The 20,263-nt window shown below is 65.6% G+C and carries 24 protein-coding genes; 15 read left to right on the forward strand and 9 right to left on the reverse strand.

What is annotated here, in order from left to right:
- The first annotated feature begins 170 nt into the window (after positions 1-170).
- The 7 genes from AC3G2C_RS00690 to AC3G2C_RS00720 all read left to right on the forward strand — a co-directional run bounded on the left by AC3G2C_RS00690 (position 171) and on the right by AC3G2C_RS00720 (position 5,470).
- Complete coding sequence (locus AC3G2C_RS00690; RefSeq protein ID WP_488382682.1) at positions 171-494, forward strand: hypothetical protein; 324 nt, start codon at positions 171-173, stop codon at positions 492-494.
- Between the two features lie 105 nt (positions 495-599).
- Positions 600-1,667: an NAD(P)H-dependent flavin oxidoreductase gene (locus tag AC3G2C_RS00695; protein WP_488382683.1), complete on the forward strand. Its 1,068-nt coding sequence runs from the start codon at positions 600-602 to the stop codon at positions 1,665-1,667.
- 122 nt (positions 1,668-1,789) lie between these two features.
- On the forward strand, positions 1,790-2,134 hold the full coding sequence (gene rsfS / locus AC3G2C_RS00700) for a ribosome silencing factor (protein WP_488383203.1): 345 nt from the start codon (positions 1,790-1,792) through the stop codon (positions 2,132-2,134).
- Positions 2,135-2,218: 84 nt separating this feature from the next.
- The gene (rlmH, locus tag AC3G2C_RS00705) at positions 2,219-2,689 is read left to right on the forward strand and encodes a 23S rRNA (pseudouridine(1915)-N(3))-methyltransferase RlmH (RefSeq protein WP_488382684.1); all 471 of its coding nucleotides are present in this window, start codon (positions 2,219-2,221) and stop codon (positions 2,687-2,689) included.
- Positions 2,690-2,802: 113 nt separating this feature from the next.
- A complete protein-coding gene (locus AC3G2C_RS00710) occupies positions 2,803-3,252 on the forward strand; it encodes a GNAT family N-acetyltransferase (protein WP_488382685.1) in 450 nt (149 codons plus the stop codon).
- Between the two features lie 107 nt (positions 3,253-3,359).
- Complete coding sequence (scpC, locus tag AC3G2C_RS00715; RefSeq protein ID WP_488382686.1) at positions 3,360-4,871, forward strand: succinyl-CoA:acetate CoA-transferase ScpC; 1,512 nt, start codon at positions 3,360-3,362, stop codon at positions 4,869-4,871.
- 29 nt (positions 4,872-4,900) lie between these two features.
- Entirely contained in the window at positions 4,901-5,470 is a 570-nt protein-coding gene (locus AC3G2C_RS00720; protein WP_488382687.1) for a Maf family protein, read from the forward strand.
- A 192-nt stretch (positions 5,471-5,662) separates the two neighbouring features.
- Here AC3G2C_RS00720 and AC3G2C_RS00725 read toward each other — a convergent pair whose 3' ends face one another.
- Positions 5,663-6,475, reverse strand: a complete 813-nt coding sequence (locus AC3G2C_RS00725) for a CPBP family intramembrane glutamic endopeptidase (RefSeq protein ID WP_488382688.1) — start codon at positions 6,473-6,475, stop codon at positions 5,663-5,665.
- A gap of 209 nt (positions 6,476-6,684) precedes the next feature.
- Between AC3G2C_RS00725 and AC3G2C_RS00730 the strand changes: the two genes are divergently transcribed.
- The gene (locus tag AC3G2C_RS00730) at positions 6,685-8,241 is read left to right on the forward strand and encodes a TerC family protein (protein ID WP_488382689.1); all 1,557 of its coding nucleotides are present in this window, start codon (positions 6,685-6,687) and stop codon (positions 8,239-8,241) included.
- Between the two features lie 16 nt (positions 8,242-8,257).
- Here AC3G2C_RS00730 and AC3G2C_RS00735 read toward each other — a convergent pair whose 3' ends face one another.
- Complete coding sequence (locus AC3G2C_RS00735) at positions 8,258-8,653, reverse strand: MAPEG family protein (protein ID WP_488382690.1); 396 nt, start codon at positions 8,651-8,653, stop codon at positions 8,258-8,260.
- A 109-nt stretch (positions 8,654-8,762) separates the two neighbouring features.
- On the opposite strand from AC3G2C_RS00735, the gene ypfJ reads away from it, so the two are divergent.
- The gene (gene ypfJ / locus AC3G2C_RS00740) at positions 8,763-9,623 is read left to right on the forward strand and encodes a KPN_02809 family neutral zinc metallopeptidase (protein WP_488382691.1); all 861 of its coding nucleotides are present in this window, start codon (positions 8,763-8,765) and stop codon (positions 9,621-9,623) included.
- Positions 9,624-9,754: 131 nt separating this feature from the next.
- Positions 9,755-10,147, forward strand: coding sequence for a YkgJ family cysteine cluster protein (locus tag AC3G2C_RS00745; RefSeq protein WP_488383204.1), 393 nt, complete (start codon positions 9,755-9,757; stop codon positions 10,145-10,147).
- A 3-nt stretch (positions 10,148-10,150) separates the two neighbouring features.
- On the opposite strand, the gene AC3G2C_RS00750 is transcribed toward AC3G2C_RS00745, so the two are convergent.
- Together AC3G2C_RS00750 and AC3G2C_RS00755 are read right to left on the reverse strand one after the other, a co-directional pair.
- The gene (locus AC3G2C_RS00750; protein WP_488382692.1) at positions 10,151-10,927 is read right to left on the reverse strand and encodes an anti-sigma factor family protein; all 777 of its coding nucleotides are present in this window, start codon (positions 10,925-10,927) and stop codon (positions 10,151-10,153) included.
- The gene (locus AC3G2C_RS00755; RefSeq protein ID WP_488382693.1) at positions 10,914-11,477 is read right to left on the reverse strand and encodes a sigma-70 family RNA polymerase sigma factor; all 564 of its coding nucleotides are present in this window, start codon (positions 11,475-11,477) and stop codon (positions 10,914-10,916) included. The genes AC3G2C_RS00750 and AC3G2C_RS00755 overlap by 14 nt, the downstream gene beginning before the upstream one ends.
- A 147-nt stretch (positions 11,478-11,624) precedes the next feature.
- Between AC3G2C_RS00755 and AC3G2C_RS00760 the strand changes: the two genes are divergently transcribed.
- Both AC3G2C_RS00760 and AC3G2C_RS00765 read left to right on the forward strand, forming a co-directional pair.
- Positions 11,625-12,560 (forward strand): metallophosphoesterase family protein, encoded by a 936-nt coding sequence (locus AC3G2C_RS00760; protein ID WP_488382694.1) that lies wholly within the window; start codon positions 11,625-11,627, stop codon positions 12,558-12,560.
- Positions 12,557-12,871, forward strand: a complete 315-nt coding sequence (locus AC3G2C_RS00765) for a cupredoxin domain-containing protein (RefSeq protein ID WP_488382695.1) — start codon at positions 12,557-12,559, stop codon at positions 12,869-12,871. Before AC3G2C_RS00760 ends, AC3G2C_RS00765 begins: the two co-directional genes overlap by 4 nt.
- A 76-nt stretch (positions 12,872-12,947) precedes the next feature.
- Here AC3G2C_RS00765 and AC3G2C_RS00770 read toward each other — a convergent pair whose 3' ends face one another.
- Both AC3G2C_RS00770 and AC3G2C_RS00775 read right to left on the reverse strand, forming a co-directional pair.
- The gene (locus AC3G2C_RS00770; protein ID WP_488382696.1) at positions 12,948-13,748 is read right to left on the reverse strand and encodes a dioxygenase family protein; all 801 of its coding nucleotides are present in this window, start codon (positions 13,746-13,748) and stop codon (positions 12,948-12,950) included.
- Between the two features lie 129 nt (positions 13,749-13,877).
- Positions 13,878-15,749 carry a DEAD/DEAH box helicase gene (locus AC3G2C_RS00775; RefSeq protein WP_488382697.1) on the reverse strand — a complete coding sequence of 624 codons (1,872 nt, stop codon included), beginning with the start codon at positions 15,747-15,749 and terminating at the stop codon, positions 13,878-13,880.
- A gap of 121 nt (positions 15,750-15,870) precedes the next feature.
- Here AC3G2C_RS00775 and AC3G2C_RS00780 point away from each other — a divergent pair, with 121 nt between their 5' ends.
- Genes AC3G2C_RS00780 through rimJ form a run of 3 tightly spaced genes read left to right on the forward strand, consistent with a single transcriptional unit; the run spans position 15,871 to position 18,068 of the window.
- The gene (locus tag AC3G2C_RS00780) at positions 15,871-16,620 is read left to right on the forward strand and encodes an SDR family NAD(P)-dependent oxidoreductase (RefSeq protein ID WP_488382698.1); all 750 of its coding nucleotides are present in this window, start codon (positions 15,871-15,873) and stop codon (positions 16,618-16,620) included.
- Between the two features lie 48 nt (positions 16,621-16,668).
- A complete protein-coding gene (gene fghA / locus AC3G2C_RS00785) occupies positions 16,669-17,517 on the forward strand; it encodes an S-formylglutathione hydrolase (RefSeq protein WP_488382699.1) in 849 nt (282 codons plus the stop codon).
- Positions 17,514-18,068: a ribosomal protein S5-alanine N-acetyltransferase gene (gene rimJ, locus AC3G2C_RS00790; RefSeq protein ID WP_488382700.1), complete on the forward strand. Its 555-nt coding sequence runs from the start codon at positions 17,514-17,516 to the stop codon at positions 18,066-18,068. The genes fghA and rimJ overlap by 4 nt, the downstream gene beginning before the upstream one ends.
- A gap of 22 nt (positions 18,069-18,090) precedes the next feature.
- On the opposite strand, the gene AC3G2C_RS00795 is transcribed toward rimJ, so the two are convergent.
- The 3 genes from AC3G2C_RS00795 to AC3G2C_RS00805 form a co-directional block, all read right to left on the reverse strand.
- Positions 18,091-19,413, reverse strand: a complete 1,323-nt coding sequence (locus AC3G2C_RS00795; protein ID WP_488382701.1) for a DEAD/DEAH box helicase — start codon at positions 19,411-19,413, stop codon at positions 18,091-18,093.
- Positions 19,414-19,545: 132 nt separating this feature from the next.
- Complete coding sequence (locus tag AC3G2C_RS00800; protein WP_488382702.1) at positions 19,546-19,854, reverse strand: class I SAM-dependent methyltransferase; 309 nt, start codon at positions 19,852-19,854, stop codon at positions 19,546-19,548.
- A gap of 37 nt (positions 19,855-19,891) precedes the next feature.
- Positions 19,892-20,200, reverse strand: coding sequence for a class I SAM-dependent methyltransferase (locus tag AC3G2C_RS00805; protein ID WP_488382703.1), 309 nt, complete (start codon positions 20,198-20,200; stop codon positions 19,892-19,894).
- Positions 20,201-20,263 lie beyond the last annotated feature (63 nt).

Consider the following 20,263-nt stretch of genomic DNA (forward strand, 5'->3'; position numbering starts at 1 on the left):
CCAGGGATGGACTGCTCGCATCGGACAGGACGGCCGATGCGGTGTGACCGTCGCCGATGCGAAGCATCGGCGACGGGGCCGGAGTCGACCATGATGGATGACGAAGGCAGCTCCACAGGAAGTGCGGCCAGGCCGCACGGTTACCTCACCGTTCCAGGAGATAGGCACCCATGAAAGTTTCCCGCTACGCCGTACTCGCCCTCGCGACCGCCGTCGTCTTCGGTATGGCCATGTCGCCGGTCATGGCGCAGAGCACGACCCCCACGCAGTCTGCCCAGGACACCAGCAAGGACGCGATGAAGTCGAGCTCCGATGCGATGAAGTCCAGCTCAGATGCCATGAAGTCGAGCTCCGATGCGATGAAATCCAGCTCGGAGGAGATGAAGTCGGGCGACGCGATGAAGAGCGAAGGCACCAAGACTGGCACGCATCACAAGAAGCAGCATGGCGGCAAGAAGACCGAACCGGCACATGCCGGCACCGCTGGCGGCTGATGTCATGCGTTGATCCGTGCAAGCGGGCCGGCATGAGCCTGCATTGAACGGAGCGTCATCGAGGGCATGGTGTAATACGACGCAGCACGCTGCGGAGTTCACACCATGCCCTCATCGTTTTTGCAGCGCCTGGGTGTTGCCCAGCCGCTCGTCTTGGCGCCGATGTCGGGCGCCTCCACGCCGGCGTTGGTAGCCGCCGTATCGCAGGCGGGTGGCCTGGGGTCTCATGGCGTCGGCTACCTGTCGCCGCAGGCCATTCTTGATGATGCCGCCAAGATTCGGGCCCTCACCGATCACCCCTTTGTCCTGAACCTGTTCGTCTTGCCGGACGAGTTCGATGCCGACGAGCCCGCTATCGACCGGGCGCGCGCCGCGCTGGACGAGCTGATGGAGCGCGAAGGGCTGGCTGCGCGTACCAGCTTGCCGGAGCGCTGGGCGCCGCGCTTTTCCGATCAGTTCGCCGCGTTGTGCGAGGCACGCCCGGTGGCGGCCAGCTTCACCTTCAACCTGCTGAGCGACGCCCAAGTAAGGGAACTCAAGCGACGCGACATTGCAGTTATCGGCAACGCCACCTCGCTGGCCGAAGTGAAGGCGTGGGCCGCACGTGGCGCCGATGCGATCAGCCTGCAGGGAAGTGAAGCGGGCGGTCATCGAGGCAGTTTTCTGCACCGACCGGAGCAGGCCATGATCGGCCTGTTTGCCCTGTTGTCGCAGGCCGCGCAGGCGGTGTCGCTGCCACTGATCGCCGGTGGCGGCATCATGAACGGGCGCACCATGCTGGCCGCCGAGGTGATGGGCGCGGATGTGAGCCAGTTGGGCACGGCCTTCCTGGCCTGCCCGGAATCAGCCGCCGCCCAGGCCTGGAAGCAGGATCTCACCCAGGCGCAAGACACCGATGTCACGACCATCCGCAGCTTCTCTGGCCGGGCGGCGCGTGGTCTGCACAATACCTATGTGAAGGCCATGGCGGCCGTGGAAGGGCAATTGCCGCCGTATCCGGTCACGAACGCGCTCACCTCGCCCCTGCGCCGCGCAGCGGCGGCGGCCGGCCGGGGCGACCTGATCTCCGAATGGTGCGGCCAGGGCGTGTCGTTGCTGCGGCCCATGCCCGCCGCCGAGTTGGTGGCGCAGTTGTTGCAGGAGTACGAGCAGGCCCGCGGGCGCTTTGCTTGACGTGGGTTTGAGGCGGGGGCGTTATACTGGCGCCGCGCGCTCCCGCGCATCGATTCATATCGAGGCAACCGCACTTGAGTCAGACCTCAGCTCGCAACACCAAATCCGCCACCACGGCGGTCATTCGCCAGCAAGTCATCAACGCGCTGGATGAACTGAAGGCCAAGGACGTACGCGAGATCGACGTCCGCGGCAAAACCTCCATCGCCGATCTGCTGGTCATCGCCTCCGGCACTTCCGCGCGCCATGTCAAATCCATCGCCGACGAAGTCGTCAAGTTCGCCAAGCAGGCGGGCGTGATGCCGCTCGGTGTGGAAGGCGAGCAGGAAGCGGAGTGGGTGCTGGTGGACTTGGGTGACGTGATCGTCCACGTCATGCTGCCGCGCATCCGCGAGTTCTATGGCCTGGAAAGGCTGTGGACCGTGGGCGATCGCGAGATCGACGCCGAAGCCGTCAGCGCGGGCTGAGCCCGTGCCTTGGCGGTGTTTGCCACGCGCGACGTATCAGGCGCGCGCGGTTTCCTTTGCTGTCGTGTTCTGGAGTGGCCCTGCATGCGCGCGCGCCTGATCGCCGTCGGTGAGCGCATGCCCGGTTGGGTGGCGGAAGGTTTCGCCGAATACCGCAAGCGGCTCTCGCACGAGCTGCCCCTGGAACTGATCGAACTCAAGCCCGGCGTGCGCGGCAAGGGGCGCGATGACGCGCGCGCCATCCAGGACGAAGGCGCGGCCATTCTGGCGGCGCTGCCGCGCGACATTCATGTGGTCGCCCTGGATGGACGCGGCAAGACCTGGTCGAGTGAAGACCTTGCGCAGCAGTTGGCGAAATGGCGTATGTCCGGTCGCGACCTGGCGTTTCTTATCGGCGGCCCCGATGGGCATGCGCCTGACGTGATTGCGCGTGCCGATCAGAGCTGGTCGCTCGGCCCGCTCACCTTGCCGCATATGCTGGTGCGGCTGGTACTCGCTGAGCAGTTGTATCGCGCCACCACCTTGCTCTCCGGGCATCCATACCACCGCGCCTGAGGCTTGGCGCACGCGGCGGTACTGGTCGCAAGGGCGCGGCAAAGTGGTCATAGGGTGGGCGAGGCGTGCTGTTCGATACTGCGATGGAACTCATCCAGGCGGGGACAGCAGACATGTCGATCAGCGTGCGCCAAGCGACCATTCACGACCTGGAGCCGCTGGCGCTCCTATTTGATGGCTATCGGCAGTTCTATGGCCAAGCGCCCGATGTCGCGCGCGCGCGGGCGTTCCTGCGCGAGCGTTTCCAACACCACGAATCGGTAGTGCTGCTTGCCGTCGACGCCGAAGGCGAGGGCGCCGGATTCGTGCAGCTGTACCCGTTGTTTTCCTCAGTGCGCGCGGCACGCACGTATCTGCTCAACGACCTGTTCGTGGCGCCCGCCGCACGGCGAAAGGGCGTAGCAGTGGCGCTCATGCGCGAAGCGGAGGCATACGCCAAGGCCGTAGGTGCCGTCGGCATGTCGCTTACCACGGCGCACACCAACGAATCGGCGCAGCGGTTGTACGAGTCGCTGGGCTGGGTGCGCGACACCACGTTTCGCGAGTACGCCATTACCTGGTAGGCATGCGGTTTTGCTGGCGCCTGGCCCCACCGACCATCGTCTAACTTGCCAAAGGTTTGACGTGATCGGGCGCTACCATGGGCGGATCGCAACCAGGAGACAGCACCATGAGTACGCGCATCCGCCATGCGGGACTTGCCGAGAAGGTCATGACGGCGGCCCAGGCGGCGGAACTGATCGAGCCGGGCATGACGATCGGCATGAGCGGTTTCACCGGCGCGGGCTATCCCAAGTCCGTTCCGCAGGCGCTGGCCTCGCGCATGATGGCGAGCCACGACCGCGGCGAGCGCTTTCGCGTGCGCGTGCTCACCGGTGCCTCCACCGCGCCTGAACTCGATGGCGCGCTGGCCAAGGCGGATGGCATCGATCTGCGTTTGCCGTACCAGTCCGATCCCGAGCTGCGCGGGCGCATCAACCGTGGCGAGATGGATTACCTCGATATCCATCTGAGCCATGTCGCCCAGTACGCCTGGTTCGGTTTCTTCGGCAAGCTGGATCTGGCCATTGTCGAAGCCACCGCGATCATGCCGGATGGTCGCCTGTTGCCCTCCTCGTCGGTCGGCAACAACAAGACCTGGCTGGATCTCGCCGACAAGGTGATCGTGGAGGTCAATCACTGGCAGCCGATGGAAATGGACGGCATGCACGACGTCTATTACGGCACGGCGTTGCCGCCGCATCGCAAGCCGATTCCGTTGCTCAAGCCCGACGATCGCATCGGCGAGCCTTACCTGCGACTGGACCCGTCCAAGGTCATCGCGGTGGTGGAAACCAACGCACCCGATCGCAACAGTGCGTTTTCGCCGCCGGATGAAACGTCGCGACAGATCGCCGGCAACCTCATCGAGTTCTTCCGCCACGAAATCGCCAAGGGCCGACTGAGCCCGCAGCTGCTGCCGTTGCAGTCGGGCGTGGGCAACATCGCCAACGCCGTGCTGGCGGGCTTGAACGAAGGCGGCTTCCGCGGGCTTACCGCCTATACCGAAGTGATCCAGGACGGCATGCTCGACCTGCTCGCCAAGGGCGTGCTCGATGTGGCGTCGGCCACGTCGTTCTCGCTCAGCCCGGCAGGCATCGAGCAGTTCCTGGGCGATATCGATTTTTTCCGCGAGCGCATCATTCTGCGCACGCAGGAGATCTCCAATCATCCGGAGCTGGTGCGTCGACTCGGCTGCATCGCCATGAACGGCATGGTGGAGGCCGATATCTACGGCAACATCAACTCCACGCATGTCGCCGGCACCAGCATCATCAACGGCATCGGCGGTTCGGGCGACTTTGCGCGCAACGGATTCCTCTCGTGTTTCCTCACGCCAAGCACGGCCAAGAACGGGGCCATCTCGTGCATCGTGCCGATGGTGAGCCATGTAGATCACACCGAACACGACGTGGCCGTGGTGGTAACCGAGCAAGGCCTGGCCGACCTGCGTGGCCTGTCGCCGCGCCAGCGTGCCAAGGTAATCATCGAGCGCTGCGCGCATCCGAGCTATCGTCCGATGTTGCAGGATTATTTCGAGCGGTCGCTGCGCGATAGCCGGGGCAAGCACACGCCGCATCTGCTGAATGAGGCGCTCTCATGGCATCAGCGTTTCCTCGACACGGGCGATATGAGACCGTAAGGCATCCCTAGGTCACCGGAAGGCTCACCATGCTGTATCTCGCATCCCAATCGCCGCGCCGTCGCCAGTTGCTGGAGCAGATCGGCGTGGAGTTCCGCGTCGTGGATGTGGATGTTCCCGAGCAGCGTGCCCCCGGCGAATCGCCGCGCGACTACGTGAGCCGCGTGGCGCGTGACAAGGCGAGGGCGGGGTTGGCCACCCTCAATGAACCGAACGCCTTCGTGCTGGGAGCGGATACCGAAGTGGTGCTGCACGACGAGGTGTTCGGCAAGCCGGCCGATGCCGCCGACGCGGCAGCCATGCTGCATCGCTTGTCCGGGCGCGTGCACGAGGTGATCTCCGTGGTGTGGCTGGTGAGTGCGCAAGGGGAGTGGAGTGACACCAGCCTTTCGCGCGTGCACATGCCGGCATTGGACGAGGCCACCATCGCCGCTTACATCGCCACTGGAGAAGCTTTCGGCAAGGCCGGGGCGTATGCGATCCAGGGGCATGGCGCCAAGCTGATCGAGCACTTGGAAGGCAGTCATTCGGGAGTGATGGGTTTGCCGATATACGAAACTGCGCGCCTGCTGCGCAGTCACGGGCTCATCGCGGCCTGAGAGCCGTCCACGGCCTGCGCTTGGCTCGCGTTGCGCAGGTGTGCGCGGCGTAAGGAGCCCAGCGACTGACGGATGATCGTACCGCGGTCATCCGACCAGGCGAAGGTCGACGGGTACCTTTGAGCCGGCCTTTGCGATGCGGTCGTATCCGCTTTTGCACGAATGACGATCACGCATCAGGCTATGCCCACGTCACTGGCCCGGCACCATCACGAACCAGGACACCACGGCCAGCAGGTTGTTGGCGCCATGCGCCAGCACCGCCGGCCAGATCGAGCCTGACTGCACGCGCAGCCAACCCAGCATCACGCCGAGCAGGGCGAGATTGGGCAGGGCGTACCAGAGGAACGAAAGATCAGGCAGGTGCACCACGGCGAACAGCGCGGCGGTGAGCATCACCGCCCAGCCGTTCCCGACATAACGGCTGACGGCCGACAGCAGCACCCCGCGAAACATGACCTCTTCCACCAACGGCCCCAGCGTCACCACCAGTACCGCCAGCGGCACGCGCAACGAGAGCGGGATATGTGCGCCCAACTGCTTGATGTCCTGACTTACCTCGTGACCTTGCGCCAGCCATTGGGTGAGCAGGCCGCCGATCATGGGCATCAGGGCACCCAATATCAGGGCCACCAGCAGGATGGAAAACGGTCGAGGAATAGTGAAGCCCAGGCCGGGCGGTGCCGGTTGAGCCCATTGCGCGGGCCAGGTGCGTCGCGTCACGTAGAGAATCATGCTGGCCGATACCAGCAAGGTGACGATGACTACCACGGCATTGGCTCCGTGGTGGGAGAGCCATGCGTGCCCACGTGAAAGCACGTCCAGCAGCGAACCGCCATGTGTCGCCAGGTCGAGTAAGCCCGCGGCGATGACCAGCAGGCTGTAGACCGCCAGTTGCTGTACGAAATAAAGGGCGATCAACCCCAGCGCCGGCCACAGCCCTGGCGCTCGCGGCGCGGCGAGGGAGGGCGAGATGACGGCAGGGTCAAGGTGATTCGCATCCATGGCAGGAGGGTCCAGCGGGCGCAGCATGATGATTTCGCCAGGACGCGGCGCATTCGCCATCTGACGCCCCAACGCTAGCCCTTGCCAGCGCGGGGGCGCAATCCTGCCCTTTGGCACGGTGCAGGCCATAGCTTGCACCGCGTTCACGGCCTTGCCCTGTATAGTGGCGTCTCATTCCAAGGAGGAATCCGGCGCCTAGGTGCCGACCCATGTTCGCTTTCGACTGGCTGGCCGACCCTACCGCGTGGGCCGGTCTCCTCACCCTGGTGGTGCTGGAGATCGTCCTCGGCATCGACAATCTCGTTTTCATCGCGATCCTCGCTGACAAGCTGCAGGCGCGCGAGCGCGACAAGGCGCGCGTGCTCGGCCTGTCGCTGGCGCTGGTCATGCGCCTGGCCTTGTTGGGGGCGATGTCCTGGCTGGTCAAACTGACCACACCCATCGTCGAGTGGGGCGCGATATCGCTTTCCTGGCGCGACATCATCCTGCTGCTGGGTGGCGCCTTCCTGCTGTTCAAGGCCACGGTGGAGCTGCACGAGCGGCTGGAGGCGGGCGACGACCATGACGCCGCCAAGCGCGCGCCGGCCCGCTTCTGGCTGGTTGTGGCGCAGATCGTGGCGCTGGATGCGGTGTTTTCGCTGGATTCGGTGATCACCGCCGTCGGCATGGTCGATCACCTTTCGGTGATGATGATTGCCGTGGTGGTGGCGATGGTTCTGATGATCAGCGCCAGCAAGCCGCTCACCGCGTTCGTCAATGCGCGGCCGACGGTGGTGATCCTGTGCCTCTCGTTCCTGCTGATGATCGGCTTCAGCCTGGTGGCCGAGGGCTTCGGGTTCCATATCCCGAAGGGCTACCTGTACGCGGCCATCGGCTTCTCGATCATGATCGAGGTGTTCAACCAGACCATGCGCCGCAATCGCCAGCGCAGCCTGCTGGGCAGTGCGCGCACCATGCGCGACCGTACCGCCATGGCGGTACTCAACCTGCTCGGTGGCGCCGGCGGGGAGGACGAAGACGCGACACCCAAGGCCGCCACGTCGTCCAGCGAAGGCAGCGTGGCCGTGTTCGGCAAGGACGAGCTGGCGATGGTGCAGGGCGTGCTCGACTTGGCGCATCGTCCGGTGCGCTCGATCATGACGCCGCGACCGGAAATTAACTGGATCGATCCGCGCGAAAGCGCCGAGCAGTTGCGCGCGGAAGTGACCGCATCCAGCCACGCCTGGCTGCCGGTGGCCGGGGATGACCTGGATCAGCTGATCGGCGTGGCCTCCTCCCGTGACCTGCTGGCGAGCCTGCTGGAGCATGGCCGTATCGATACCGATCAAGTGGTGCGCAAGCCGCTCACCGTGCTGGAATCGCTCAGCGTGCTACGCCTGATTGAGGAGTTCCGCCGTCAGCCGTCGCAGGTGGCCCTGGTGGTGGACGAGTACGGCAGCGTGCTCGGCCTGGTCACCCCGACCGATGTGCTGGAAGTGATCGCCGGCGAGTTCCCCGGCGAGGAAAGCGGCGACCCCTCGGCCGTGCAGGCGCCTGATGGCAGTTGGACGCTGGACGCCAGCCTGGACCTGCGCCGCGTGGAGCATTTGCTGGGCCACAAGCTCAGCGGCGATGACAGCTTTTCCACCCTGGCGGGTTACGTGCTGGAACAATTGGGTCGTTTGCCTCGCGAGGGCGATACGCTCACCAGTGAAGGGCTGCACTTTGAAGTGGTGGCCATGGATGGCGCGCGCATCGAGCGCCTGAAGGTGACGCAGGTCGAGTGACCTGCGTCTTGGGGTTTTAGCCCGCCAACAGGGCGCGCACCAGGCCGATCACGCCCATCAACAGCAGCGCGCCCCAGCCCACGCTGGACACCATGAAGCCCGGGCCGCGCTTGGCCGGATCCTTTAGGTAGGCCACCGCGTACCACACGCGGCCAAACACCCAGACCAAGCCCGCGATACTGCCCCACAGGGGCATGCCGTACTGCACCGCCAGCCACAGCGTGGGCAGGAACACCGCGGTGGATTCGAGCGTATTCATCTGCACGCGCCAGGCCCGCTCAAACGCTGGGTGTCCTGTGATCGCCGGCGCCTTGACGCCATATTTCTCACGGGCGTGGCCCACGGCCCACATGGTGCCGAACTGCAGCAGAACGGTGAGCAGGACAACGATGGCGGGCAGGTGCTGGAGCATGGTGGTCTCTCGGAAAAAAGGTGGCCCACTGTAGCCATCGACTGCGCGAGGGGCGAGGGGGTATTGTGATTGGGTGGCACCGCTGCGGTGCGTTGTCGAGGGATCTCCGATGGACTGGCAAAAAGGCGAGCGCAGTCAGAATGTCGAGGTCGACAGCGGCGGTGGCGGCCCGCGCTTTGGCGGCGGGCGTGGGTTGGGCCTGGGCGGCATCGTGATCCTGGCCATCCTCGGACTGGTGTTCTTCAAGGACCCGACCGCGCTGCTCAGCCAGGGTGGCAGCGACGGCCAGGTCGCGGCGCCGCAGAGCGGCGAGCCCGCGCAGGTCGATCCGCAGACCAAGGATTTCGTCAGTGCCATCCTCGGTTCCACCGAGAAGACCTGGGGCGACCTGTTCGCCGCCCATGGCCGTCAGTACGTAGACCCCAAGCTGGACCTATTCACCGGTGGCGTGAATACTGCGTGCGGCTCGGCATCCACCGCGGTGGGGCCGTTCTATTGCCCGGGTGACCAGAAGGTGTACCTGGACGTGTCGTTCTTCCAGGAGCTGGATAGCCGCTTTCATGCGTCGGGCGATTTTGCCCGTGCTTACGTGATTGCTCACGAGGTGGGCCACCACGTGCAGAACCTGCTGGGGATTTTCGACCAGGTGGAACAGGCACGCCGTCGCGGCGCGCGCATGGAGGGCGCCGATGGCCTCTCGGTGCGCCAGGAGCTGCAGGCCGACTGCTTTGCCGGCGTGTGGGCCAACCATACGCAACAGCGCCTGCAATGGCTGCAGCCCGGCGACATCGAATCGGCGCTCAATGCCGCCAGCAAGATCGGCGACGACGCCCTGCAACAGCAGGCGCAGGGGCGGGTGGTGCCCGATTCGTTCACCCATGGCACGTCGGAGCAACGCGTGAAGTGGTTCAAGGCGGGTTTCGAAAGCGGCGACATGGGGACTTGCAATACCTTCGCAGGCACACCTTGAGGATGATCAGTGTCTCGTCCCGGGGTGAGATTTTGCCAGGGCAAGTCGTGAATGACTTTGCTGCATGTAGGTTATAGCCACCCTACAATGTACGGTCTTCGCACCCTTGGGTGCGCTTATACTTGACATCCATGCTTCATCCTTGCCTGACCTGTGGTGTCTGCTGCACCCAATATCGCGTGGCGTTCCACTGGTCCGAAGCGGAGCCGTCGCTGGGCGGCGTGGTGCCGGTCGAGCTTACCGAGCCGCTCGATCCGCATCGTCTGGTCATGCGCGGCACCCAGGCCTATAAGCCGCATTGCATCGCCTTGCGCGGCGAGCTGGGCAAATCCGCCTATTGCAGCATCCACCCTCGACGCCCGTCGGTATGCCGGGAGGTGGAACCGTCGTGGGAGTTCGGTCGCGCCAGTTCGCAGTGCGACAGGGCGCGCCAGGCTCATGGCATGCCCCTGCTAACGCCCGACGATTGGGTGGCGTTCGCCGCCGCCAACGCCGCGACAGACGAATCGACGCCGGCAGCGTAGGCATCAACGCGGTGGCGCGCTGGCGCCATTCTGGAAGGCCAGCACGAACTGCCTGAGATCGCTTTCGGCCACATCGGATACGGCGGCATAGCTCATGCCGTCGGCACTCCAGCGAATCACCGTGAAGCCTTGGCGCTGTGCCAGCGTCTGCGTGGTGTCATGCGCTGCGACAGGCCACTGGTAGAGGTTGATCACATGCAGGCGGCGCTTGTAGACCAGTGCAGCCACGGTATGCCCGTCGATGGCGTCCAGTCGCCCGCCGACCAGGGGGAATCCCTCGTCGGCCAGATCGCGCACACGCGGGGCAAAGTCCAGCTTGCCCTCGAACCAGGGTTTCACCGTGTGCTGATCGGTGGACACCACATCCATCAGGTGCGCGCCTTGCAGCGAGCGCACGTGGCCCGACACCACCTGGGCCACCACGGCGTCGCCACCCGCATTGGGGCGCAGCGCGTTCCACCATAGCGGGCTGGTCAGCAACAGCGCGCCCACGAAGCCAGCGGCCAGGGCCGCCAGCAGCAGCGGACGCGATGGCCGTGCGGGAGTCATCGAAGGGGGCGCGGAGGGCGCTGGCGCCTGCCAGCGCTGGCGCAGCGCATCGGGCGCGCGCTGATAGAGCGCGGGCTGCGCCATGGCCTTGCGCAGCATGGTGTAGGTGCCATAGCGCGCGGTGCAACCCGCGCAGTCCTGCATGTGCTGGGCCACGGCGGCGCTGTGAGCGGCATCGAGCTCGTCGTCGAGGTAGGCGTGCAGAAGCCATTGAGTCTCATCGCACGTCATGGCGACGTACCTCCTTGGGATGCCGGGTGAGTTCGGCCCTCAGGCGTTCGCGGCCGCGCGCGAGGCGTGACATAACGGTGCCGATCTTCTGTTCCGTAATGGCGGCAATGTCCTTGTACGAGCACTCTTCGAGTTCGCGCAGCACCAGCACTTCGCGCAGGGGTGGCGGCAAGCGGTTCAGAGCCTCGCGCAATGCATCCACATCCACCGCCAGCAGGGTGAGCGCTTCGGGTGAGGGGCCGTCGTCTACCAGCGGATGTGCTTCGTCGTCCCAGGGCGCTTCGTGCGTGCTGCGTGCACGCCAGTCGTAGAAGGTGTGGCGCACGATCGCCAATAGCCACACGCGGGCATCGCCGCCGCGGAAGCTGTCGAAGTAGCGCAGGGCGCGCAGCATGGCTTCCTGCACCACGTCCTGCGCGTCGCTGGGGTTGCGGGCCAGCCAGTGGGCGAGGTTGTAGGCTGCATCCAGCCATGGCAACACCTGCGCTTCGAAACGCGCGCTCGGGGTGTCGTGCCGGCTGGAGCTGATGGCTGGCGGATCGGTGGGCATATCGACCTATACCTGGTTGGTCGCCACTTTATTCCGTACGTGTGTCGCCTTGATGCGAAGAGGTGCGGCAAGGGAATAAGTCGCCTTACGGCGCGGTAGGAGTGGGTGAGGGGCACGCCGCCCTTCGTCCCTTGCCGGAGAGCTGCCATGCGCGATACCAACGATCCTACCGATGAACGTCGACGTCATTTCCTGGGCTGCATGGCCTGGGCCGGCGCCGGCACGTTGTGGCTGATGAAAGGCGGCGTGTTGCAGGCCCAACCCTTGGGCGCCGCCGACACGACGGCCGATGCCAGCTTCAGCTTTGTGCAGATCAGCGACTCGCATATTGGCTTTCACAAGGAACCCAACCCGGATGTGGCCGCCACGCTGCGGGCCTCCTTGCAGAAGATTCAGACAACGCACACGCGCCCGGATTTCCTGCTGCACACGGGTGACCTGACGCATCTGTCACGTCCCGAGGAGTTCGACACGCTGGCGCAACTGATGGGCGAGGCGCGCGTCGGCAAAGTGTTTTATGTGCCGGGCGAGCACGATGTGATCGGCGACAACGGGGCGGAATTCTTCCGTCGCTTCGGTGAGCGCCAGCAGGCGGGTGGCTGGTACAGCTTCGACCATCGTGGCGTGCACTTCGTCGGCTTGATCAATGTGCTCAACCTCAAGGCGGGCGGCCTGGGTTCGCTCGGTGCCGATCAGCTTGCCTGGCTCAAGAATGACCTGGCAGGTCGCTCGCCCGATACACCGCTGGTGATTTTTGCGCACATGCCGCTATGGCCGCTGTACACGCCGTGGGGCTGGGGCACCGACGATAGCGAAGAGGCCATGAGCTATCTGCGCCGCTTTGGTTCGGTGAGCGTGCTCAATGGGCATATCCACCAGATTCAGCAGAAGGTGGAGGGCAGCATCACCTTTTACACCGCACGCTCGACAGCATATCCACAACCCGCGCCGGGCACGGCGCCCGCGCCCGGGCCGTTGAAGGATGTGCCGCCGGGAGCATTGCATCGTTACCTGGGCATTCGCGATGTGCGGCACGTGCGCGGAACCCAGACACTGGCTATCACCGAGGAGGCGCTGTCATGAGCGCGCGCCTGGGAATCTTGGCCCTGCTGCTGGCGTGGAGTGTCGTCGCACAGGCGGCGCCCTCGGTGTCCGTGGACATCCGCAACTTTGCTTTTGCGCCGGCCAAGCTCACGGTGCAGACGGGCACGCGCGTAGTGTGGACCAATCGCGACGACGAACCGCATGTCGTCACCAGTGCCGGCAAGCAGTTCGATACCTCGCGCGCCCTGGATACGGGCGACACCTATGCGGTGACCTTCACCAAGCCGGGCACGTATGCGTACTACTGCTCGATCCACCCGATGATGGTGGGCACCATCGTTGTGCAGTAAGGCGGTGCGTCGTTCGTGAATGGCGCGGCTATCCCGACGTCTGTCGGGAAAGTGCACGCGGCATGGACGCGTTTTCTCAGTGCGGCTTGGTCGCGCTGTCGAAGCGATAGGTATCCATCGCCAGCAGGCCGTACTCGATGCCGGCATCGATGCGCTGCGCGTGCGCAGCGTCGCCTGCTGCACCGAGTGCGACATACAGCGGCAGCAGATGCTCGTCCGTGGGGTGCGCGCGCTCGGCACCCGGCGCCTGACGGCGGTAATCGAGCAGGGCGGGCACATCGCCCTCGGCCAGCTTCTGCTCGACCCAGCCAATGAACGGGCGCACGTAGGGCGCTTCGCGCTCCTCGCTGTAACCCGCGCGAAAGTCATGCAGGTTGTGCGTGATGCTGCCCGAGCCAATCACCAGCACGCCCTCGTCGCGCAGCGGCGCCAGCGCGCGGCCCACGGCGTATTGGTGCGTCGGCCCCAACTGGGGTTGAATCGACAGCGGCACCACCGGAATATCGGCCTTGGGATAGAGCAGGCGCAGCGGTACCCAGGCGCCATGATCCAGGCCGTGGGTGGGGTCCAGCGCGGTGGGCAGGCCGGCCTTGTCCAGCAGCTCGGTCACGCGTGCGGCCAGCGCGGGATCGCCCTGCGCGGGGTACTGGATCTCGAACAGCTCACGCGGAAACCCATAAAAGTCGTGGATGGTTTCCGGTCGCGCGGCACCGCCCACGGTGGGCTGGCGGGCCAACCAATGCGCCGTGGCGATCACCACCGCGCGCGGGCGCGGCAGGCTGGCGGCAAGCTCCGCCAAACGCTCGGCCACCGCGCCCGGCTGGATCGCGGTCATGGGGGAGCCGTGGGAGATGAAGAGGCTGGGCAGCGTGCTCATGGCGGACACCTAAGGGGACCGCCCTAAGATTAGGGCTTTAACGCGTGCCTGCGACGTGCGCGCGGCGAACGAATCGTTGCGCCAAGGGAACGATAAAAGGGCTCCGGTGTGACGCGGAGCCCTTGGGTCTTACTTGCGGCGCGGCGGCTTGCCGCCACCCTGGCCGTGCGGACGGGGCTTTCCGCCGCCGTGCTTCTTGAAGCCGCCGCCGCCGGGGCGGAAGCCACCCGGACGACGCGGCGGTGCTTCACCGGCGCCGCTGTCATCACCATCCCATGCCTTGATGCGCAGCTGTTGCTGGCTCACCCACACCTTCTGCAGGTGCTGGAACACTTCGGCCGGCATGCCGTCGGGCAGGTCGATCAGGCTGTACTCGCCACGAATGCTCAGGCGACCGATGAACTGGCTCTCCAGGCCGGCCTCATTGGCGATGGCGCCGATGATGTTGCCGGGCTTCACGCCGTGTTCGTGGCCCACTTCGATGCGGTAGGTGCGCTTGCCTTCCTCGGTCTGGTGCGCACGCACCGGACGCGGGGTGAAGTCGCGCGGCGCGCTGTCGCGATCGCGCGAACGGTGTTCGCGCTCACCACGATGCTCGTGCTCGCCACGCTCGCGACCATGCTCGCGGCCCTGCTCGCGCGGTGCGAACTCGCGCTTGGGCGGCGGCGCCAGCAGCAGAGGCTGGCTGCCCTGGGCAATGCGGGCGAGGGCGGCGGCAATCTCGATGGCGGGAATGTTGTGTTCCTGCTCGTACTGCTCGATGAGCTGCTGGAACAGGTCCAACTCGCCCAGCGCCAGCGTGTCGGTAATGCGCTGCTTGAACTTGGAGATGCGCTGGTCGTTGACGGCTTCCACCGTGGGTAGCTTCATCTCATCGATGGGCTGGCGGGTGGCGCGCTCGATGGCGCGCAGCATGCCCTTCTCGCGCGGGGTGACGAACAGGATCGCCTCGCCACTGCGGCCGGCACGGCCGGTACGGCCGATGCGGTGCACGTAGCTTTCCGTGTCATACGGAATGTCATAGTTCATGACGTGGCTGATGCGCTCCACGTCCAGGCCACGCGCGGCCACGTCGGTGGCGACGAGGATGTCGAGCTTGCCGTCCTTGAGCTGCTGGATCACGCGCTCGCGCTGCGGCTGGGCGATGTCACCGTTGATGGCGGCGGCGGCCAGGCCCCGTGCCTGCAGCTTTTCGGCAAGCTCTTCGGTGGCCTGCTTGGTGCGCGCGAAGATGATCATCGCGTCGAACGGCTCGGCTTCGAGGATGCGCGTCATGGCATCCAGCTTGTGCATGCCGCTGACGAACCAATAGCGCTGGCGAATATTGGTGTTGGTGGTGGTCGCCGTCTTGATGGTGACTTCCACCGGCTCCTTCAGGTGCTGCTGCGCGATCTTGCGGATCGGCGGCGGCATGGTGGCGGAGAACAGAGCGACCTGACGGGTCGACGGCGTTGCCTGCAGCACCTTTTCCACGTCGTCGATGAAGCCCATGCGCAGCATTTCGTCGGCTTCGTCGAGCACCAGGTACTTCAGCTCGGACAGATCCAGCGTGCCGCGCTCCAGGTGATCGATGACGCGACCGGGCGTACCCACCACCACGTGCACACCGCGCTTGAGCGAGTGCAGCTGCGGGCCGTAGCTCTGGCCGCCGTAGATCGGCAGCACTTGCAGGCCCGGCAGGTGGGCGGCGTAACGCTGGAACGCTTCAGCCACCTGGATGGCCAGTTCGCGCGTGGGTGCAAGCACCAGCGCCTGCGGCTTGCCCGGGCGCAGATCGAGACGCGACAGGATCGGCAGCGCGAATGCGGCCGTTTTGCCGGTGCCGGTCTGGGCCTGGCCCAGCACATCGCGACCCTCCAGCAACGGCGGGATGGTGGCCGCCTGGATGGGCGACGGAGATTCATAGCCGACATCGGTCAGCGCGCGCAGCACCTCCGGATGAAGGCCAAGCGCAGCAAAACCGGCGGCTGCCGGCTGGGAATCGGAAGACGGGGAGGACATGGGGGGAACCTCGACATGGCATGCACGGCGGCATGCGGGAGAATGGCGGTATTGTAACAGGCTGACCCGGTCAAGCCGGGGTTTTTCTTACGGCTTTTGCATCATTTACAGAGGAAGATTCATGTTCGGACGTCTTGACGGTCGTGTAGCGCTGGTCACGGGTGCCTCATCGGGCATTGGCGAAGCCACGGCGCTGGCGTTGGCCGAGGCGGGCGCCAAGGTGGCGGTGGCCGCACGTCGGCGCGATCGCCTCGATGCGCTCGCCGAGCGCTTGGCCGCGCTGGGCGCCGAGCCCCTCGTGCTGGTCGCCGACCTTGGCGATGAGACGCAGGCGCAGCGCGTGGTGGCCGATACCGAGGCGCGTTTTGGACGCCTGGATATCCTCGTGAACAACGCCGGCGTGATGTATCTGGAGCCGGTGGAAGAGGCCGACCTGGGTCGCTGGCGACGCATGCTTGAGCTCAACGTGCTGAGTCTCATCGCCTCCACCCAGGCCGCGCTGCCCGGCATGCGCGCGCGCCGTGAGGGCCACATCGTGAACATCGCCTCCACCGCCGGCCGCACCGCCAACCCGAATGCGGCCGGTTACGCGGCGACCAAGTTCGGCGTGGTCGGTTTTTCCGAGGCGTTGCGCCGCGAGGTGTACCAGCACAACATTCGCGTCAGCGTGATCGAGCCCGGCGTGGTGGAAACGGAGTTGCGCGAGCATATCGAGCATGCGCAAGTGCAGGCGGCCACCAATGCCTGGGCCGAGGGCATGCGCCAACTGCAAAGCCGCGACGTGGCTGACACCATCCTGTTTTGTGTGACGCGACCGGCGCATGTCAACATCAACGAAGTATTGATGCGCCCGACCGACCAGGAGCGTTGAGCTCCGTCGCACTATCATGGGCGGATTCGCCAACCAGGGAACAGGATGATGACGGGCATTGAGACCCTTTCCGAGCAGCGTTGTCACGGCGGCGTGCAGGGCTTTTACCGACACGACTCGACGAGCTGCGGTGGCCCGATGCGCTTTGCACTGTTCCAGCCGCCACAGGCCGAGTTCGAGGTGTGCCCGGTGCTGTACTTCCTCGCCGGCCTCACCTGCACTGAGGAAACCGCCACCATCAAGGCCGGCGCGCAGCGGCTGGCGGCCGAGCTGGGCATGATCCTGGTGATGCCCGACACCAGCCCCCGCAACACCGGTATTGACGGCGCCACCGGTGACTGGGAGTTCGGCGAAGGGGCGGGCTTCTATGTGGATGCCACGCAGGCGCCCTGGTCGTCGCGTTTTCGCATGCATAGCTACGTATCCTCTGAACTGCCTGCGCTGCTTGCGCGGGCGTTTCCCATCGACAACACCCGCTGCGGCATCACCGGGCATTCCATGGGCGGACACGGCGCGCTCACGATCGCCTTGCGTCATCCCAACCGTTATCGCTCCGTCTCGGCCTTCGCTCCCATCGTCGCGCCGACCCAAGTGCCTTGGGGGCAAAAGGCCTTGCCGCGCTACCTGGGCGACAACGAGGAGGCCTGGGCCGACTACGATGCGTGCGAGCTGGTGAGGCGGCAGACCTTTCACGGCAGCATCCTGATCGACCAAGGCGAGGCCGATAGCTTCCTGGCCAACCAACTGCGCCCGGAATTGTTCGACCAGGCTTGCGCGGAAGCGGGGCAACCCTTGCTGCTACGTCGCCATGCCGGCTATGACCACAGCTACTACTTCATCACCAGCTTTATCGAGGATCACCTGCGCCATCACGCTCAGGCGCTGGGGCGTCTGTGAACCTGTTGCAGCCGCTCACCACGCCGCGTGCGCTGGTGCGCCTGGCCGAGCCTGCGGATGCGTCACGCTTGTGGCGCTACCGCATCGCCAACCGCGAGCACTTGGCGCCGTGGGAGCCGCTGCGCGAGGTGAGCTACTTTTCCGTGGACCATTGCATGCGCACGCTGGCGGAGATGCGCGATACGGTGCGGCAGGATCGCGCCTACCCCTTGCTTGCACTCGACCTGACCGGGGGCGAAGTGCTCGCCTGCATCAACTTCTCGAACGTGGTGCGCGGTTCGTTCCAGGCCTGTCACCTCGGCTACAGCGTGGCCGAGCGGTGGCAAGGGCAGGGGTTGATGCAGGAAGTGCTCGGCGCTGCGTTGCCGTGGGCTTTTCACACGCTTGGCTTGCATCGCGTGATGGCCAACTACATGCCGCGCAACGAGCGCAGCGGCCGCTTGCTGGAGCGCATGGGTTTCGAGCGCGAAGGTTACGCCAAGGCGTATCTGCAGATCGCGGGCCGCTGGGAAGATCACATCCTCACGGCCCTGGTGCGCCCCGAACGCTGAGCGTTCGGGGCAGGTGTTTCGATCAGGCCTTTGCCGCCGGGCGACGACGACGGCGACGCTGGCGGTTGCCTTCGGCCGGACGCTCGCTGCCACCACCATGACCATGACCATGGCTGGAGCCATGCGGACGCTGGGAGCCCTGCGGGCGACCCTGGCGCGGCTGTCGCTGGCCCTGGGCGGGACGCGGTGCGCCGGCATCCAGGCGCAACGGATGCGACGGCTCGAAGCCGGCCACGTTGCTGACGGCGATGTCCTGCTTGAGCAGCTTGCGGATATCGCGCAGCAGGCCCGATTCCTCGTGGCTCACCAGCGATACGGCCATGCCGTCGGCGCCCGCGCGGCCGGTGCGGCCAATGCGATGCACGTAGTCTTCGGCCACCATCGGCAGATCGAAGTTGATCACGATGGGCAGCTGATCGATATCGATGCCGCGTGCGGCGATGTCGGTAGCGACCAACACCGTGATGCGGCCCGACTTGAAGTCGGCCAGCGCACGCGTGCGCGCATTCTGGCTCTTGTTGCCATGGATGGCAGCAGCACGCATGCCGGCGGCTTCCAGGTAACGCACGAGCTTGTCCGCGCCGTGCTTGGTGCGGCTGAACACCAGCGTCTGGCGACGGCTGTCCTGCGACAGTACATGCAGCAGCAGGTCGCGCTTATTGGCAGCGTCCACCGGGTGCACGTGGTGGGTCACCGTGGTGGCGATGGTGTTGGGCGGCGTCACCGACACTTCGCGCGGCTCATGCATGAACTGCAATGCCAGCGCCTTGATCGGCGGTGCGAACGTGGCCGAGAACAGCAGGGTCTGACGCTTGCGCGGCAGGGCGGCCAGGATGCGCTTGAGTGCCGGCAGGAAGCCCATGTCGAGCATGCGGTCGGCTTCGTCCAGCACCAGCACTTCCACGCCGGACAAGTCCACCGAGCGCTGCTGCATGTGGTCGATCAGGCGGCCGGGCGTGGCGATGACGATATCCACGCCGCGACGCAGTGCCTGCATCTGCGGGCCCATGCCCACGCCACCAAAGATGGTGGTGCTGGTCAGGCGCAGGTGCTTGCCGTAGTCGCGCAGGTTGTCATGCACCTGGGCGGCCAGTTCGCGGGTAGGGGTGAGCACCAGCGCGCGGGGGCGGCGCGTGGTGGCGGGTGCGCCGCGCGAAAGGTGCTGCAGCAGGGGCAGCGAGAAGGCGGCGGTCTTGCCGGTGCCGGTCTGCGCGGCGGCCAGCAGATCGACGCCCTCCAGCACCACCGGAATGGCGGCGGCCTGGATCGGGGTGGGTTCGGCGTAGCCTTGTTCGGCAAGCGCACGCAACAACGCGGGCGCGAGGCCCAGCGATTCGAAAGACATGGAGGCTCCAGTGCAACTCGGAGCGTTCATCGAACCGCGTTGCTTGATTCAAAAGGGGAGGGTACGGCGGGGCCGTAGCCGCCGATTGTAGCGCAAATGCGTGCGTTGCGCCTTATGGATGCCCAATCGCGTTCAGTAAGGCCGTTCAGCCACGATGAGATAGCTGTCGAACGGCGTGCGGCCATGCAGTGAACGCACCTGCACCGACAGGCCGATGCCTTCCAGCGCCGTGCGCAGTTCAGCGGCGGATGGGTAGTGCTGAGCGCCCACCCGCATCCAGCCGCTGGCGTGCAGAAAGAACTCCGATATCCGGGTGTACACGTAGCGCCAACTGCGTTCGCGCAACACGCTGCGCACGATAAGACGCCCGCCGGGCGCCAGGTGCGAGGCGGCGTGGCGCAGCAAGGCCTGTTGCTGGTTGGCTGGCAGGTAATGCAGCACGTCGAGCAGGGCGACATGCCCGCGTACAGGCTGCGGTTCAAGGCCGCAGGGTCAGCATGCGATCCAGCCCTGCATGGCGCAGGGCGCGTTGGCCGGCTTCGATTTTTCGCGCATCGTGATCCACGCCCAGGTAGCCGGCGAGCACGCCACGCGCATGCAGGTATTGCCCAAGCAGCCCAATGCCACAGCCGATGTCGAGCAGGGGCATGGGGCGATGGGCCACCAGTTCGGCGGCCGCCGCGTAGGCGGGGTCGGTGGCGAGCTTCCCGCTCACGTAGCGCCGCTGAAACCAGTGGTCGTACGAGTCGGCAATGCGGTGACGGGTGGACGCATCCATGTTGGGCATATCAGCCGATTCCTTGACGGCGTGAAGTGAAGACGTGTTGGCGGTTGCAACGACTCGCCCAAG

This window comes from Frateuria sp. sgz306004, from assembly GCF_057750885.1.

Excerpts from the sequence above, each read along its gene's own strand:
- AC3G2C_RS00690 (WP_488382682.1), top strand. The coding sequence starts at position 171 with ATGAAAGTTTCCCGCTACGCCGTACTCGCCCTCGCGACCGCCGTCGTC.
- AC3G2C_RS00695 (WP_488382683.1), top strand. The coding sequence starts at position 600 with ATGCCCTCATCGTTTTTGCAGCGCCTGGGTGTTGCCCAGCCGCTCGTC.
- rlmH (WP_488382684.1), top strand. The coding sequence starts at position 2,219 with ATGCGCGCGCGCCTGATCGCCGTCGGTGAGCGCATGCCCGGTTGGGTG.
- AC3G2C_RS00710 (WP_488382685.1), top strand. The coding sequence starts at position 2,803 with ATGTCGATCAGCGTGCGCCAAGCGACCATTCACGACCTGGAGCCGCTG.
- scpC (WP_488382686.1), top strand. The coding sequence starts at position 3,360 with ATGAGTACGCGCATCCGCCATGCGGGACTTGCCGAGAAGGTCATGACG.
- AC3G2C_RS00720 (WP_488382687.1), top strand. The coding sequence starts at position 4,901 with ATGCTGTATCTCGCATCCCAATCGCCGCGCCGTCGCCAGTTGCTGGAG.
- AC3G2C_RS00725 (WP_488382688.1), bottom strand. The coding sequence starts at position 6,475 with ATGGATGCGAATCACCTTGACCCTGCCGTCATCTCGCCCTCCCTCGCC.
- AC3G2C_RS00730 (WP_488382689.1), top strand. The coding sequence starts at position 6,685 with ATGTTCGCTTTCGACTGGCTGGCCGACCCTACCGCGTGGGCCGGTCTC.
- AC3G2C_RS00735 (WP_488382690.1), bottom strand. The coding sequence starts at position 8,653 with ATGCTCCAGCACCTGCCCGCCATCGTTGTCCTGCTCACCGTTCTGCTG.
- ypfJ (WP_488382691.1), top strand. The coding sequence starts at position 8,763 with ATGGACTGGCAAAAAGGCGAGCGCAGTCAGAATGTCGAGGTCGACAGC.
- AC3G2C_RS00745 (WP_488383204.1), top strand. The coding sequence starts at position 9,755 with ATGCTTCATCCTTGCCTGACCTGTGGTGTCTGCTGCACCCAATATCGC.
- AC3G2C_RS00750 (WP_488382692.1), bottom strand. The coding sequence starts at position 10,927 with ATGACGTGCGATGAGACTCAATGGCTTCTGCACGCCTACCTCGACGAC.
- AC3G2C_RS00755 (WP_488382693.1), bottom strand. The coding sequence starts at position 11,477 with ATGCCCACCGATCCGCCAGCCATCAGCTCCAGCCGGCACGACACCCCG.
- AC3G2C_RS00760 (WP_488382694.1), top strand. The coding sequence starts at position 11,625 with ATGCGCGATACCAACGATCCTACCGATGAACGTCGACGTCATTTCCTG.
- AC3G2C_RS00765 (WP_488382695.1), top strand. The coding sequence starts at position 12,557 with ATGAGCGCGCGCCTGGGAATCTTGGCCCTGCTGCTGGCGTGGAGTGTC.
- AC3G2C_RS00770 (WP_488382696.1), bottom strand. The coding sequence starts at position 13,748 with ATGAGCACGCTGCCCAGCCTCTTCATCTCCCACGGCTCCCCCATGACC.
- AC3G2C_RS00775 (WP_488382697.1), bottom strand. The coding sequence starts at position 15,749 with ATGTCCTCCCCGTCTTCCGATTCCCAGCCGGCAGCCGCCGGTTTTGCT.
- AC3G2C_RS00780 (WP_488382698.1), top strand. The coding sequence starts at position 15,871 with ATGTTCGGACGTCTTGACGGTCGTGTAGCGCTGGTCACGGGTGCCTCA.
- fghA (WP_488382699.1), top strand. The coding sequence starts at position 16,669 with ATGACGGGCATTGAGACCCTTTCCGAGCAGCGTTGTCACGGCGGCGTG.
- AC3G2C_RS00795 (WP_488382701.1), bottom strand. The coding sequence starts at position 19,413 with ATGTCTTTCGAATCGCTGGGCCTCGCGCCCGCGTTGTTGCGTGCGCTT.
- AC3G2C_RS00805 (WP_488382703.1), bottom strand. The coding sequence starts at position 20,200 with ATGCCCAACATGGATGCGTCCACCCGTCACCGCATTGCCGACTCGTAC.